Genomic DNA, 14,749 nt, shown 5'->3' on the forward strand with positions numbered 1-14,749 from the left:
TGGGGCGGATTCTCTTTTTAATATTCTTTCTTATAATTCCGGAGAACAAATTTTATTCCTGTTTCTATAATATCTCCCATTGTTTTACAATACTTGAAATTGATATCATAAGTGAGTTTTTGTAAAGCAGTCTTTAGTTCTTTAACATTGGCTTCCGGTGCAATATTATCTTTTTTCATAATAGAAATGAGCTCATCGAATCTGTTTTGGCTGCTCGTCACTCTTTTTACGATTTGTGAACGGACCTCCTTACGGTATTGCTCTATAGAACTGGGCTTCAGTTTTTCCAGTACCATATTCACCATTTGACTGTTTTCTTTGAAATACTGTGGAAGATAAACTTTCAGATTTCCCTCATAAGACTGCTGGTCAAAATCAATGGGGCGGATTCTGTAAATGACCTGGTCAAAATCATGTATGGGAATCACAACATAATTATAAGACCTCATATCACCAAGAAGCCCAATAAGACAGCGCTCATTGAATTTCACAAATTCCTTGGAAATCTGTGCCTTTTCCAATTCCGTACAGTTGAACATATGCTTCTGAATAAAAACATCCCCTGGAATTCCCAAAATATGCTCTTCAATCAAAGTGTTTTTATACACCAGAAAATTAATTCGGTTGGGAGAAAGCAGGTCTTCAAGTTCCAGTCCGAATATTCGGGAAGCATCCGCCTGTTTAATATAAAAATAAGTATAATTATCATTAAGGATATTTCTCACCCGAACCCGGAAAGGTTTAGAATTTCCGAAAGTACAAAAGTCAATGGTATCCACTTTCAGATAAGGTAAAGTAGCGATGTCTCCATCAGAATGAAGAAGGGTATAAATCTTATTTAAATTAGCCTCTATTTCTTTAAACTCAAATTCAGGATATAATACCCCAAGCCACAAAGTATCTTTTCCGTCTTTATCCAGAATACTCACGCTGTCACTGAACCTTAGAAGATCTTCATACAAAAACTTAATCTTAGTAGTTCTGTTATATTTTTCCAGGTATTGCTGTAATGCTTCTGAAACTGGAAATATCGGTTTTCTAAACGCTATTTTTACATCTTTCATACACTGTTCACTTTGATTAAATATAAAGAATATTTTTTGTGTAATAACTGGGAATCCTTATTTTAACATTCATTGGATGCTTTTGTATAAGAATAAAGTGAACGAAAATTTTATTTACTTTTTCTTGAATTTTTTTATTTATTTTTTCATAGCTTAGTGATATCGTAATATGGTGATTTTATGTTGAATAAATGTAGATAAAATTAGATGATTCAAGAAAAATCTTAGTAAAGTTTTTTATGTTACAGTTTTTTTTTAAATTTAAACACTGGATTGGTAATTTATTTGATTCATCTGTAAATTACTCAAAGACAGATCCAAACCAAAATAAGAAATCTCAAAATAACAATAATATGGCAATGTTTAATTATGGTGTTGGCGGAAACGAAGTAAAAGTAGACGCTAATGAAGCTATTCAGGAAATACAGGAAAATAAATCACTGATAGTAAGCCAACTTACAACAGAAGAGTCTTATACACCTGAAATCGTAACAGGATTAAAAACAGTGGAAGACGTTTTCAAACATTTTCAGCCTTCAATATCGGTACAACACGAAACAGAAGACGGAGGAGTGGTAGAAGAAGAATTCCGTTTTCAAAACCTTGGAGACTTTACCCCTAAAAGCCTTACTCAGAAGTCAGATTATCTGCAGCAGCTGAGCATGGAGCAGGAGCAGTACAATAAAATCGTACGTCAGCTGAAAACAAACAAAATTCTACGCAATATGCTGGAGAACGATCAGACAAGAGCAGCGTTCATAGAAGTATTGAAAGAAGTGGCACAAGAACTTGAAAAATAATTAAAGACTTACATTAAATCATGGATAGCAAATTACAGGCACAAGAAAGCCAGCAGCAGGGTCAGCAGCAGCACTCGGGACAACCGAAAGGAAACCCGCTTGCAGAGCTCAATAAAATGGGAGGATTTGGCTTTGTTGAATCCGTTGTAGACGGTATTGCCAATATGAACCCAACAAGAAAGGCAAGAAAAGAAATCTTCCTGAATGACAGCAATAAAGCAGATGAAAGAAAAGAACTTCTTCAGAAGATCAATCTTTGGGTAAACCTTTTAGAAGGTAGCGAATCTGCAGATAAAATGGCTGATACGTGCAAAACTAAAGCACAACAGGCCGACCAAAACTTAAAGACAAACTTAAAAAATACACTGGATACTGTTCGTCTGTTGGAAACCAATTACAGAACAGTAGCTCAATTCTACAAAAACACAGAATTGGATAAAGTGGACAACGTAAGTATTGTAAACGCAAGCATCGAACAGGTTTCAGATTTGGATAATCCTTTGTTCATTGATGCAATCTCAGAAGAATTTAAAAATTACTATGACCGTCTTGACCTTAGAGATAACTACTCAATCCTTGCAATACCAGGATATTTAGGATCCAACAAGGTAATCGAGAAATGGGCAAAAATCTGTAACGAAAACAAAGTAATGATGGTTACAGACTTTGCTAACCTTGATAAGCCGGATGACGTGGTAGACTTATTCCACTCAGCCAATCTTACAGGAGGAGAACTTCACAGAAGTAACGTTATTATGACGTGTAACTGGCTGGTAGGACGTGGTAAAGCTGAAGAAGTAGGGGAAGAAGAAAATGTAGAACTTCCACCTTCCACTTCATTAGCAGGAAAAATCCATAAAACCCTGATGTCTCAGGTTGCAGCAGGTAAAAAACATGGTAATATCAACGAAGTAGACGCTGTAAAATTTGAATTGAAGAAAAGTGAAATTTCTCAGTTGGAAAAAATGGGTCTTGTACCAATGGTAAACGAATACGGAAAAATTATGGCCTTCTCTGCGAAGACATTATTTACAGGAGACAATATCGGTCTCCAGACGTATTCCGTAGTTCGTGTATTCGACTACGTAACCAAAGTACTTCTGGACTTCCTGAACAGAAGAGCTTTTGAAAACTGGAATGCTAAAAACGAGGACGATTTGAGAAGACAGATCGTAACCTTCCTTGATAACATTAAAGGGCCGGACAAATTGATCGAAAAATTCAAAATTGTTCGTTTCGAGCAGGATAGAGTAAACAAAGACAGAGTGTGGCTGGATATCCGTATGACCCCTTATTTCCCTACGAAGAGTTTCGTTATTAAACTTGACGGACACAAAGGAGATGATGGCAACGAATGGGATGCAGAATATACTCAGGAGTAACATCAACGTACTTTACATAACAAAAACCGATGCAATTTTACATCGGTTTTTTTTCAACCAACACCTATGAAATTTAATATGAATAAGAAACTTATTATTAGCTTACCCGCTATAGTGATGGTGCTTTTGATAAGTTGCGAGAAAAAATACCAAAGTCCCGGACAATACGAGAATGATCTTTTTGCAGATGAACATCAGGAAGGGAAGGCATATATCATGAGTAAGGATGAATGTTTTGATGGCAGTGAGCTGGTAATTGCAAGTTCAGAAGTAAAACTGGCAGACAGTTCAAAAGGCCGTGGAAAATCATTCTTCCTTTACAAAGTAAGATCTGGAAAAGTATTAAAAACGGTAAGAGATTCCACCGTAGAAATGCCGATGCTTTTTTTATCTCAATACAAACTAAAGATAAAAAATACTGATTCTATGTATGTTTATCTGAAAAAACTGGAAGGATACCGTTTTTTAAAGAAAGACAGAAACCTTAATTATCAGTGGTTAAAAGCGGCTCCTGTTTACAATGTAGATAAGAAATAACTTTGAATCCGATAATTTTTTATATCACGATATAATGATTTTTTGTATTTTTGTTTTTGAACAAACACAAAAACAAAATGAAAAAAAATGTTATCCTAATTGATGATATTATCCATCATCGTTTCTTACAATTTGATCCGAAAATCAATACTTGTCTAAATAACTGTCAGCTAAAAGTTAGTAATACATTATATTACCCATGACAGGAACTATTATCGGGAATCAAAATCCAATGGTGGGAAAAGCCTATCCTTACGAAATACAACCTTCCGGCCTCTCGTTCGGGTTGAAAGGCGAATATGAATGGCATCTTTATAAGAAACAGAAAAACGGAATCTGGAAAGATATTACCTCCCAACCTAAAAAAGGTGAAAAGGTAACGTACAGATTTGGAGAAATAGGCTTGGGAATAGAATTTCAAATGAAAGTCTACGAAACTAAAAAAGGTATTTTCCCGGGGCTTCCTGCTACCAAAGAATTGGCTGCCACTTTCATACTGATTCCTACCAGTGATAAGGTTCCAAATAGATAAAGTAATTCTTTTCAACAGAGGAGGAAAAGATGTTAATAAAGCCAGCTATCGTGATACTCTTATTGCCCAGGCTCACTGCATTGCAATGTTCAATAAGGAAATAGAATTTCACCTTTGGGAAGATGATGCTCCGGGCAAAGGCCATGATCCCAATATTAATAAAAACAACCGTCATACAAGAAGTTACAAGGCTCTTGTCAATGAAAAAGGGATTGCGGAAGTACCAATCCCCCTGATGTCTGATGAAAAAATTCTTCGTCAGGTAGCCAATCAGTTTATGATGAAAGGTGACAAGAATGAAGGAGCTAATCATGAATACTATGTTACGGCAACTTACTCCGGGAAAATTCAGGGAGCCAGCCAGGTGAATGTAGATGTAGCCAATCCTGATTATAAAGGACAGCCTCAAAATCAGCCCAAGCCACAACCTAAGCCTCAAAATCAAAATCAACCTCAGCAACACACGCCAAAATTCACGCCTGGACAAGGAGGTGGTCCCAAACAGCCCGATCCTAAAGGGAATATCATAGAAGCTGTTTTCATTGATGATACTGGAAAAGAGCTTTCCAAAGTAGCTGTAGGAGATAAAGTGAGGGTAAGAATTCACTCCAAAAATATGGTTGGAAAACACATCCAGTATGTGGTCTGGGAATATGACACTACTTCCAACGATGAAGTCTACAGAAGCGGAAATATTAAAATTCCTGCCGATGTATGTGATACTTCAGGATTTATCATTAGCAAAGATATTTTTGAAAAAGGAATCGGCTCTCCTATCGGCGATCCAGATGCAGATAAACAAAATTATTTTATAGAAATTATCTCCAAAGATCTTTCAGCAGAATCTCAGAAATTTGGGGTAAATTCGGAGGGCTTGATGGAAGTGGAGAAGGTGAAGAGTGCGGCGGGGGTGCAGAAACAAAACAAAAACCAGACTGGAGAAAAATGTTTTTGTAATAGAGATTTTGAAGAAAAAGATGTAAAGCAACTTGTTAAGTTACTAAAAGGAACTGAAACAATTTGGGAAGGACAAGCATTAAAAGGAGGTAAAAGAACTCCTTGCAATATCAGTGACAAGTCTTTTGCCACCCTTACAAAAGGATTAAACTCTGCATTCAAAAAGTATAATATTAATACCTGTATTCAAAAGATCCATTTCCTCGCCCAAGCTTGTGAAGAGACTGGTACCTTTGCCCTATCAGAAGAAACTAAAAGTGATTACTTATCAAGTCAAAGTATTTATAAAGGTCGCGGATTACTACAACTAACTGGTGTTAGAACAGATGAGAAAGATTTAACAACTTTATTTAATAAACCTGGGCCTTATAAGGATTATGCTGATTATAAAAATGATCAAAATATTGTAAAAAATCCGAGTATTCTTGCTAACAATGCAGATTATTGTATTGATAGTGGGGCTTGGATTTGGAGCGTTAATAAAAAAATGACCAGTAATCCTAAATCTGATGCAATAACCAAATGGGGTAAAGAAACTTTAGGAAAATCTCTGAATGAGTTAGCATTATATGGTGATAAATATTTAGAATTAATTTCTGTTTTATTAAATGGACGTAATTCAGAAACAGAAATGCCAAATGGATGGCAAATAAGAAAAAATAATTACGATCTATTAAAGACAGGTTTTTTCATATATAACAAATTTCATGGAAATACTTCTCCTTCTGCACCTGTTAATGCTAAAGATATTGTCACATATCATATATTTGCTAATGGAGATATCGAAAAACATATTCCTAAAAATATAAAATTAGAAAACCAATACCTATACCAATATATTTATCATGACAAGAATAATAAGGAGCATGTTATATGTAAAGCAGAATGGCATATAACGCAGGAAAAATTAAATGGACAAAAACCAGGAATAAAACCAACACACAGCAAAATACTTTCAGATATTCCAGTATCGGATGGACAAACTAAAAGAAGAGTAAAATATCAAAATGGTGATATTGCCGAATATGGGACAAATGAAGGAAAATCATTTTGGGTTCTTTATAAAGTAACTGGAAGAAAAATAGAACTAGTTAAAATGCCTGATTCTTTAAATTATAATAATTCAGGAATTTCAATTAAATACTCTTTTACCAATACTAAAAGGAGATACACAGAGCCTGGGCATCTTGCTGTATTTATAGGTGTCTTAGCAGAATGTGGATATTCTGATGTTCAAACAACAGGAAGCTGTTTTAGTGAAGCATCTTGTTTTCCAAGTGTTGAACATGTAAATGGGAAAAGCATTGACACATTATATTTAGATGACATTAGGGAACAGAAATTAATTAATGCTTTTCATAAATTTGGTATCACTAAGCAATTAAGAGGTAGCAAAAAGAAAGCTTTCACTCATACTACTGACGGTAAAAAATTACATAACAGTCACTTACATTCAGGAATTATCGCTCCTGGTAAAATAAAAATTATAAAAGAATGAAAAATAATATAATTTTCTTATTATCTCTAATTATTATAAGCTGCAAAAAAAGCAACACTATTCAGGATAATAATTCTCAACTAACATTAGGTAAAACTGATACAACTTTTCAATTTAAACCGATAGGTTTAGAGTCTATAAAAGTTTATTCCTTTCCAAAAGAATGGAAAGTTAATACATATATGGAAGAAAATGTATCACTTAACAAAGATGATATCACTTCTCAGACTAAACTTGAAAAAATTGATTATTTTAATACAATCAAGGGAACAAAAAATGAATACACGAATCCAAATTATTTCAATTTCATTAAGCAAGACAGCATATTAAAGATCTCAAAAATAGATTCTTTATTTATTACTGATTCTACAAATTTACATGATGGTAGAAAATTATTAGCATTTAAAACTGTAGCAACTTTAGATAGTGATGAATACGAATTCCCTGTAAAGATTTTTAAAGTAGATGTTGCTATTTTTAAAGGTAAGAATGTCCTTAAGAGTGAAAATATCTTTTCTGAAATTGATTATCCATACGCAACAAAACAAAATATATGTTATTTAGATAAAAATGGAAATTTAGAGTGTAAAAAATTTAGTATTGAAGAAGACAAAGTTTATTTTGAAGGATCCCATAAAAAAAATTTAAAAAAAATATTTAATATCAAATGACAACCATAAAAAAAGTATATAGTTACTTCGCTTTGTTATTGACAATATTGATAAGTATTTGTTGTAAACAAGCAGTGGATACTTCATCAAAAAACATCGCACACAATGAAAATTATTTTATTGGAGATTCTATTCTTGCAAGTGCAAACTATTTCAATTCTCTAAAGAACGGAAAAGGGTATTTAGTATTAAAAAAACAAAATGAAGAATATTTGAAAAAATACTCTTTAACTAAAAACAATGAGCTTTATTTGCCGCTAGAGAATAATATTTCAATTAAACTTATAAAAGAAAAGCTAGAAGGTAAAAATACAATAAAAGTAAACCTCTTTACTTTTATCAACAATAAAAAAACTGACTCAATACAATTTTACAGAAATATTCCTCAGTCGGAATTAGGTATGTATAATTGTTTATCATATTTTAACTCTAAAACAGGGAAAATATGGCAAATCAAATATTTTCACTCAGACAATAATAAAGGTCTTAATATAATTTCCTATACAGAGAGAAATATATCTTCTGATGGTTCTATTAAATCGGATTCGATACAATATTTAGATGAATCTTTGGATCTGAAATTAGATGAGCTTAATTTATATTATTAAATATTTTTAATAGTATAAAACATAAAAAGAAACTTTGATAAAACAAATATAAAATCATAGTTTTTTGTACACTGCACAGTACGATCAAATGTGAAATAAACTCTCAAGCTATTTTAATTATAATTTACCTTATTTAGAATATATGATTTGGCACAGAGACGATTTTGATAAGATTGGGACCCTATAATAGGGGTGTAAAATAACCACAAATAATGAAAAACATTTCTTTAGCTCTTATATATTCACTGCTACTATCTTGCACCGGACAACTTCACTTGCAGAATATCAAAGAAATAATTTCATTAAAAGACGCACCTTATAATATTACAGATGAAGGAGACGGCACAAAATCAAACTGTGGTGACCTGTCTCCTGAATTTATCAATAAAGCGAAAAAAGTATTAGAGCAAAGAAAATTTCAATTTCCTGACGAAAATACATTTAGTCAAAAAATTTTGGATATATTTTCTTTCAATTTAAAAGATTATAAAAATTCCATAATTGCTTTACGTCCAGCAATGTTTCCAGAGGTAGTTATTAAAGAAAATAAATTTATTTTCATTCAGGATGCCGATGCTGAAGAACCAGAGTTTATAAATCCTGACTTATTATATCATTTTAATTCTTACGTATTTTATAATACTCCCGTATCTTATGTTTGGCTGCAAACAAACAATTCAAATCTTTTATACGATTTAGTTGTTTACTATGGATACAATAAGGATAAAAAGCTTGTAGAATCAGTATTTAAAAAATTCGATTTTAATAGCCTTTCCGATATGGAACAGTTAATTTTTATAGATTCTGGTGGCTATAAAAAATTGAAAAAACAAATATTTGACGACATAGAAACCATTATTTACAAAGGTAAAGTTGAAGACTTTTCTTATGCTAAAGAGGGTAATAGTTATTTAAGAATAGGTGATATTATAAGTAAAATATCATCATCTCCAAAAGAATATTTTGAACCTGAAAAAACAATATCTTATTTATTTGAGAGAGAATTAAGAGTTGGAATACAAGGTGATATTGAAAGCTATTTAAATAAAAATCCAAAATATAAATCAAATCTGGAAAAAAACAATTTTTATGATTTAGCTACTTTAAAAAGTTATGTAAAATATATCTACCAAAAAGAAAACAATACCAATTTTATCATTCAAGATTCTGACGGCTATACTAATTTAAGAAAGGATAAAAATTCGTCTTCTCAAATTCTCCAAAAGATAAATACAGGTGAAAAAATTGAAGTTTTAGATCAAAATGGTGATTGGTGGTTAGTAGTTTCTAAAGAAGGTAAAAAGGGATATGTTCACAAAAGCAGAATAAAAGCAGAATAAATAACTTAACCAAATAATGAAAAACTTTACTACTTTACTACTTCTTATATTCTTATTCTACAATTGCAAAGGCCAGGATAAGGATGAAAAAAAGAAAATAGATACAAAAGTTTACATTGCCAACTGTAAAGGTGAATATTCTACAAAAGAAAAATTAACTAAAAAAGATAAAGGATGGTCTCTCAATAATAGTGATATTGAAAAAATCATGAATTTATCAGTTCCTCTTACCGAAGAAGAATGGCATTTTTCATATCCAATTACACCATGTAATATTAATATAAAAGGTTATTCATATAAAGGAAAAAAATATGACTTACAGATTAATGGAGGTTCATACATTTCTTTTTTTGATGGAAAAAAAACACAAATCTTAGGATGTGAACTACCGGAATGTAAAAAGTATTTTCTCAAATCTAAAGAAAATATGGAAGAAGAAGATCTATCCTCTTCTTCTAATTCAGAATCTACACAAACTAAAAATTATAGAGTTAACTTTAATAAAAGTGATAAAAATGATATCGTTTTTATAGAAAAAAATATAAATGACTATACTTTAAAAGCACAAACTGATAATAAAGTATTTTTTACCAAAAATATTAGCTGTGATTTTATAGAAATAGATACTAATACAAAAAACAAACAAGCTTTCAATTTAATTTTAGGTTACACTGATCAATATCAAAACACATCTCGGAAAATTGTTATACCAGTATTTTTCAAAAATAATGATTTACTTATTGAAAAATTATTTATTGCAACTTTGGGAACGAGTGCGAAAACAGGTAAGGAAGAATGGATGCAAAAAGAGATTTCTGAAAAAACATCCCTTAAACAACTTGATTTGGATAAAATCCTATTAGAATAAATGAAAAAAATAATTCTATTATCCTTACTTTTCTTTATTAACTGCAAAGAGGATAATGCAAAAGCTATTGATAGTATAGAATAACAATATGAAACATTATACTTTGATGATGATAATGTTGGGGACAAAGCGGAAGTTAGGGCGAAACAAAATGCAGAACTCTCAAGTTTTATTTTATCCATCTATTTATCTTCTTTGAACAAAACGGTTGAAATCCCCATTATAAATAATAGTATTCTATATAACAATGCTGAATCAGATTATTATTTAAGTGATCCTATTATTAAAAATAAAATCATTATCATTCGAGTAGATTATGCCGATCAAATTACAAAACCAAATATTTCCGGAGAAAGAATCTGATTGAAAAAATAAAATTTAGGTTTGATCCTAAAAACAAAAAAATACAAGTTATTGGGTATGATCTAAGTTATACAAAAGCTCAAAAGAATTATTCAAAATCATTTAATTTTATTACAGGTAAGTTTTATTCTTCATCATACTTTGATGGTAAAAAAGAAGAGACATCTGGTTGGGCTTCAGAACTTCAAAACATATATATAGAAAATTGGAATAGTGATTTTATCGGTAAACTTTTACTATATGGAAATGAAATTGAATAAAATTTTATAAAAAAAAGGACAATGATGAAACCCTTTTTAATTTTATTACTTCTTATTTTTTTCTTTTACGACTGTAAAGGTCAAAAAGAGAAAAATGATAACATAAATTTTCTAGATACAAAATACCAAACAACTGGTTTTTTTATTCCAGATATCTCCAATCCTTATCCAAAATACACTTATTCGGATAAAAAAATGGGTGTTTTCAGTGTTGACTTTATTGGAAAAAAAGACATAGAACAATATTTCTGGAACCCCAACAATTCAAAAGGTTTTTTTTCAAAGTCCATCAATAAAGAAAATGATTCTCAAGATTCAAAATTGATAAAAAACTATATTAAAGAAAACGATTATTATATAGTTGCTTCTTATCTACCAAATAAATTCATCTCTTATACAGGAGGGAAAGATGGAGAATTTGAACCAAAGCAAAATGCAAAAACAACTTTCTATTTATATGAAAACAATAAATGGAAAAAAATAGGAGAAATAGAGCCTTCAAAGATTCCAGAAGATATTTTAGCATTTGAAACAAACCTTATTCAGAAAGAGCTTTTTAAAAATCTTAAAAGCAACTCATCAACTTATGATGGTACTCATTCTACTTCAGTAAAAACAGAGCCTACAACAACAGGTATGGCTTCTATTTCATATAAATTTGATATAAAAAAAATAATGTAATCTTATCATTAAATACATATAAAGAGTCAAATCTTTGTGAAGGCAAATAGGTATCGAAAAAGGCAATCAATTAGAAATATATTATAATGGTGATCAATTAAATTGTGTAGGTATTGATCCGAAATTTATAATTAAAAAAGATAAAACTCAATTTTATATAAAAGGAGTTGGAGGAGAATCTACTAATAATGAATGGATATTGATGCAATAAGTCAATTTTTACCCTATTTATAAACCAAATGATGAAAAAAAAATTGATTTTAGTTATTCGCACTTCTCCCATACTCTTGTAAACAGTCTAAAGAAGAAAAACAAACGAATGATGAAATTCATTCGGAAAATATTGCCAGTAATTTATTTAAAGGTAAATGGCATCTCATTAGTAAAGAAAACAATAAATATTATTATTGCTTTCATATTTCAAAAAATTCTGGAGCATCTGTTTAAACTCTTTCTAAAAATTTTAAACAGGTCTAAAAAATAAAATAAACCTATCTTTGCAGCATTGAAAATAATGTTAAAGAGAAAGAGAAAATCATCTCTTCAATGATTTAAAACAAGATTGGTTTTTGGAAAAAAATAAAACAGCCTCAGAATTTCTATACGTTGGCAACAAAATCCTGGAATGGTATAGAAATAATGCAAGAGATTTACCTTTCAGACAGACAAAGGATCCGTATAAAATCTGGATCTGTGAAATCGTATTTCAGCAGACAAGGATCAATCAGGGATTGAATCATTATAATAATTTCATTAAAAGATTTCCCGATGTAAAAACGTTGGCGCAAGCTGAGGAAAATGAAGTTTTATTATATTGGAAAGGATTGGGCTATTATTCAAGGGCCATCAATATTCATAAAGCTGCCCAACAGATCATGGATGATTACCAGGGTGTCTTTCCTCATCAATATGAAGAAATTCTAAAATTAAAAGGAGTAGGGAAATATACCGCTGCAGCTGTGTCAAGTATCTGTTTCTGTGGAAAAATGCCTGCTGTTGACGGGAATTTCTACCGTGTTCTGAGCCGCCTTTTTGCTGATGATTTTGATATTTCGAATTCCAGAGCTTTTACCTATTTCTCTGAGCTGGCTGCTTTGGTGATGCCGGAAAATGTTGGGGACTTTAATCAGGCGATGATGGATATAGGTTCAGAGATCTGTAAACCCAAAAATCCACTTTGTGGAGAATGTCCCATCAATGAAGACTGTCTGGCATTTTCTATGCAAAAGACTTCAGATTATCCTGTAAAAACAAAAAAAATAAAAGCCGAAGATCTTGCTTTGACTTATTATTTTGTCCACAGAAACGGCCAATTTCTGATCCGTCAGAGAACAGACGATTTCATATGGAAAAAGTTATTTGAGTTTCCAGCAGGTATTTCATTGGATATGGAACCATTTATTACAGGTTCAAAAACGGTTGCTCATAAACTTACTCATAAGAATTTAAGTATTGAAATATTGAATGTTGAGGTCACTTCACAAAAGATATGGAATGATTTTATAGCTGAAAATCAATACCTGATTACAGATGTTGAAGGCTCTCACGAAAAATCGTTTCCGAAGCCTTTGGAAAATTATATTCAAAACTCTCTGAAAGACTGAAATTTGTCTTCCGAAATCTGAAATCTAATTTGTACTTTTGCAAAATGATTAAAAAAGTCATTTTTATTTTTGTATCACTGCTTTTAATTTCATGTGGAAAAGACCCTTCACCCAAACCTTATGGAGAACTGCGTCTTGAATATCCAACACCGAAATACCAAAAGTTTGAAAACGATTGTGCCTATACCTTTGAGTACTCGGACTTTGCTACTATTGCTCCTGCTAAAAAACCTTGCTGGTTCTATGTGAACTATCCTAAAATGAAGGCAAAGCTTTTCGTTACCTATTACCCGATACAAAATGACTTTGCAGACCATATCAAAGAAGCTGAAAAAATGGTATATGAGCATACCATCAAAGCCAGTTCTATAGATACGAAATCCTTTGAATACCCTGAAAAAAAAGTATACGGTAACTTCTATGAGCTGAAAGGGCAGAGTGCTTCCAACCTTCAGTTTTACATTACAGACAGTACGAAACACTTCGTTACTGCTTACTTATACTTTAATACGAGACCGAAACCGGATTCTCTTGCACCTGCAGTGAACTATATCAAAAACGATATGAAACACATGCTGGACTCTTTTGAATGGAAAAAATAATTACTTTTAATATACATTGAAAAATATATGAAACTTTTAGTTGTAGGAAGTGTTGCATTTGATGCAATTGAAACACCATTTGGTAAAACGGATAAAATTTTAGGAGGTGCAGCCACTTATATCGGAATCACTTCATCAATTTTAGGCGTTAAATCCGGAATTGTTTCTGTAGTAGGAGGAGACTTTCCACAAGAACATCTTGATATGTTCACAGACAGAGATATAAATATCGAAGGAATTGAAATCGTAAAAGAAGGAAAAACATTCTTCTGGTCTGGAAAATACCACAATGATCTGAACACAAGAGATACTTTGGCTACAGAAGTAAATGTGCTGGAGAATTTTGATCCGAAAATCCCGGATTCAATGCAGGATGCCGAAATTTTGTTACTTGGAAACCTACACCCTGGAGTTCAGTTATCAGTACTTGAAAAAATGAACAACCGTCCGAAATTGGTTATCCTTGATACCATGAACTTCTGGATGGATTCTGCATGGGATATCTTAATGGATATGATTGCGAAAACAGACGTAATTACTATTAATGATGAAGAAGCAAGACAGCTTTCTGGAGAATATTCTTTAGTAAAAGCAGCTAAAAAGATTCATACAATGGGACCTGAGTATGTGATCATCAAAAAAGGAGAGCACGGAGCTTTACTTTTCCATGACAATAAAGTATTTGCTATCCCGGCACTTCCGTTAGAAGATGTTTTCGATCCAACAGGAGCTGGAGATACTTTCGCAGGAGGTTTTGCAGCTTATCTTGCTAAAAAAGAGAAAATAGATTTCGAAACAATGAAATCGGCTCTTATCGTAGGATCTGCTATGGCTTCATTCACTGTAGAGAAGTTCGGAACAGAAAGAATAGAGGAAGTAAGCGAGGCAGATATGTTCAGCAGATTGAGACAATTCAAAGAATTAACGACTTTTGATGTTGAACTGCAGTAAATAAGTCTTTTTAAGAAATATTTATAATAAA

The 14,749-nt window shown here is 31.8% G+C and carries 14 protein-coding genes; 13 read left to right on the forward strand and 1 reads right to left on the reverse strand.

Annotated elements, in window-relative coordinates:
* Positions 1 to 17: 17 nt before the first annotated feature.
* Entirely contained in the window at positions 18 to 1,064 is a 1,047-nt protein-coding gene (locus tag KYG33_RS20780) for a hypothetical protein (protein ID WP_219072341.1), read from the reverse strand.
* A 353-nt stretch (positions 1,065 to 1,417) separates the two neighbouring features.
* Between KYG33_RS20780 and KYG33_RS20785 the strand changes: the two genes are divergently transcribed.
* The 13 genes from KYG33_RS20785 (at position 1,418) to KYG33_RS20845 (ending at position 14,718) form a co-directional block, all read left to right on the forward strand.
* Positions 1,418 to 1,864, forward strand: coding sequence for a type VI secretion system contractile sheath small subunit (locus KYG33_RS20785; RefSeq protein WP_047381441.1), 447 nt, complete (start codon positions 1,418 to 1,420; stop codon positions 1,862 to 1,864).
* Between the two features lie 20 nt (positions 1,865 to 1,884).
* The gene (locus KYG33_RS20790; RefSeq protein ID WP_077415595.1) at positions 1,885 to 3,246 is read left to right on the forward strand and encodes a DUF5458 family protein; all 1,362 of its coding nucleotides are present in this window, start codon (positions 1,885 to 1,887) and stop codon (positions 3,244 to 3,246) included.
* 78 nt (positions 3,247 to 3,324) lie between these two features.
* Positions 3,325 to 3,783, forward strand: a complete 459-nt coding sequence (locus KYG33_RS20795) for a hypothetical protein (protein ID WP_257468854.1) — start codon at positions 3,325 to 3,327, stop codon at positions 3,781 to 3,783.
* A gap of 199 nt (positions 3,784 to 3,982) precedes the next feature.
* On the forward strand, positions 3,983 to 4,315 hold the full coding sequence (locus tag KYG33_RS20800; RefSeq protein WP_219072343.1) for a hypothetical protein: 333 nt from the start codon (positions 3,983 to 3,985) through the stop codon (positions 4,313 to 4,315).
* Between the two features lie 85 nt (positions 4,316 to 4,400).
* Positions 4,401 to 6,770 carry a hypothetical protein gene (locus KYG33_RS20805; protein ID WP_219072344.1) on the forward strand — a complete coding sequence of 790 codons (2,370 nt, stop codon included), beginning with the start codon at positions 4,401 to 4,403 and terminating at the stop codon, positions 6,768 to 6,770.
* Positions 6,767 to 7,441, forward strand: a complete 675-nt coding sequence (locus KYG33_RS20810) for a hypothetical protein (protein ID WP_219072345.1) — start codon at positions 6,767 to 6,769, stop codon at positions 7,439 to 7,441. The genes KYG33_RS20805 and KYG33_RS20810 overlap by 4 nt, the downstream gene beginning before the upstream one ends.
* Complete coding sequence (locus KYG33_RS20815; RefSeq protein ID WP_219072346.1) at positions 7,438 to 8,049, forward strand: hypothetical protein; 612 nt, start codon at positions 7,438 to 7,440, stop codon at positions 8,047 to 8,049. The genes KYG33_RS20810 and KYG33_RS20815 overlap by 4 nt, the downstream gene beginning before the upstream one ends.
* A 212-nt stretch (positions 8,050 to 8,261) precedes the next feature.
* Positions 8,262 to 9,389, forward strand: coding sequence for an SH3 domain-containing protein (locus tag KYG33_RS20820; RefSeq protein ID WP_077415585.1), 1,128 nt, complete (start codon positions 8,262 to 8,264; stop codon positions 9,387 to 9,389).
* Between the two features lie 16 nt (positions 9,390 to 9,405).
* A complete protein-coding gene (locus tag KYG33_RS20825) occupies positions 9,406 to 10,257 on the forward strand; it encodes a hypothetical protein (RefSeq protein WP_077415583.1) in 852 nt (283 codons plus the stop codon).
* A 644-nt stretch (positions 10,258 to 10,901) separates the two neighbouring features.
* Positions 10,902 to 11,561 carry a hypothetical protein gene (locus KYG33_RS20830; protein WP_077415581.1) on the forward strand — a complete coding sequence of 220 codons (660 nt, stop codon included), beginning with the start codon at positions 10,902 to 10,904 and terminating at the stop codon, positions 11,559 to 11,561.
* Positions 11,562 to 12,130: 569 nt separating this feature from the next.
* The gene (mutY, locus tag KYG33_RS20835) at positions 12,131 to 13,165 is read left to right on the forward strand and encodes an A/G-specific adenine glycosylase (protein ID WP_219072347.1); all 1,035 of its coding nucleotides are present in this window, start codon (positions 12,131 to 12,133) and stop codon (positions 13,163 to 13,165) included.
* Between the two features lie 44 nt (positions 13,166 to 13,209).
* Positions 13,210 to 13,767 (forward strand): gliding motility lipoprotein GldD, encoded by a 558-nt coding sequence (gene gldD, locus KYG33_RS20840; protein WP_047381079.1) that lies wholly within the window; start codon positions 13,210 to 13,212, stop codon positions 13,765 to 13,767.
* Between the two features lie 27 nt (positions 13,768 to 13,794).
* Positions 13,795 to 14,718 (forward strand): PfkB family carbohydrate kinase, encoded by a 924-nt coding sequence (locus KYG33_RS20845; RefSeq protein ID WP_077415577.1) that lies wholly within the window; start codon positions 13,795 to 13,797, stop codon positions 14,716 to 14,718.
* Positions 14,719 to 14,749: the final 31 nt, after the last annotated feature.

The sequence above is a fragment of the Chryseobacterium sp. D764 genome (assembly GCF_019317325.1).
Classification (GTDB): Bacteria; Bacteroidota; Bacteroidia; order Flavobacteriales; family Weeksellaceae; genus Chryseobacterium.

Excerpts from the sequence above, each read along its gene's own strand:
- KYG33_RS20810 (WP_219072345.1), top strand. The coding sequence starts at position 6,767 with ATGAAAAATAATATAATTTTCTTATTATCTCTAATTATTATAAGCTGC.
- KYG33_RS20780 (WP_219072341.1), bottom strand. The coding sequence starts at position 1,064 with ATGAAAGATGTAAAAATAGCGTTTAGAAAACCGATATTTCCAGTTTCA.
- KYG33_RS20800 (WP_219072343.1), top strand. The coding sequence starts at position 3,983 with ATGACAGGAACTATTATCGGGAATCAAAATCCAATGGTGGGAAAAGCC.
- KYG33_RS20825 (WP_077415583.1), top strand. The coding sequence starts at position 9,406 with ATGAAAAACTTTACTACTTTACTACTTCTTATATTCTTATTCTACAAT.
- KYG33_RS20795 (WP_257468854.1), top strand. The coding sequence starts at position 3,325 with ATGAATAAGAAACTTATTATTAGCTTACCCGCTATAGTGATGGTGCTT.
- KYG33_RS20815 (WP_219072346.1), top strand. The coding sequence starts at position 7,438 with ATGACAACCATAAAAAAAGTATATAGTTACTTCGCTTTGTTATTGACA.
- KYG33_RS20790 (WP_077415595.1), top strand. The coding sequence starts at position 1,885 with ATGGATAGCAAATTACAGGCACAAGAAAGCCAGCAGCAGGGTCAGCAG.
- KYG33_RS20845 (WP_077415577.1), top strand. The coding sequence starts at position 13,795 with ATGAAACTTTTAGTTGTAGGAAGTGTTGCATTTGATGCAATTGAAACA.
- gldD (WP_047381079.1), top strand. The coding sequence starts at position 13,210 with ATGATTAAAAAAGTCATTTTTATTTTTGTATCACTGCTTTTAATTTCA.
- KYG33_RS20830 (WP_077415581.1), top strand. The coding sequence starts at position 10,902 with ATGATGAAACCCTTTTTAATTTTATTACTTCTTATTTTTTTCTTTTAC.
- KYG33_RS20785 (WP_047381441.1), top strand. The coding sequence starts at position 1,418 with ATGGCAATGTTTAATTATGGTGTTGGCGGAAACGAAGTAAAAGTAGAC.
- KYG33_RS20805 (WP_219072344.1), top strand. The coding sequence starts at position 4,401 with ATGTTCAATAAGGAAATAGAATTTCACCTTTGGGAAGATGATGCTCCG.
- KYG33_RS20820 (WP_077415585.1), top strand. The coding sequence starts at position 8,262 with ATGAAAAACATTTCTTTAGCTCTTATATATTCACTGCTACTATCTTGC.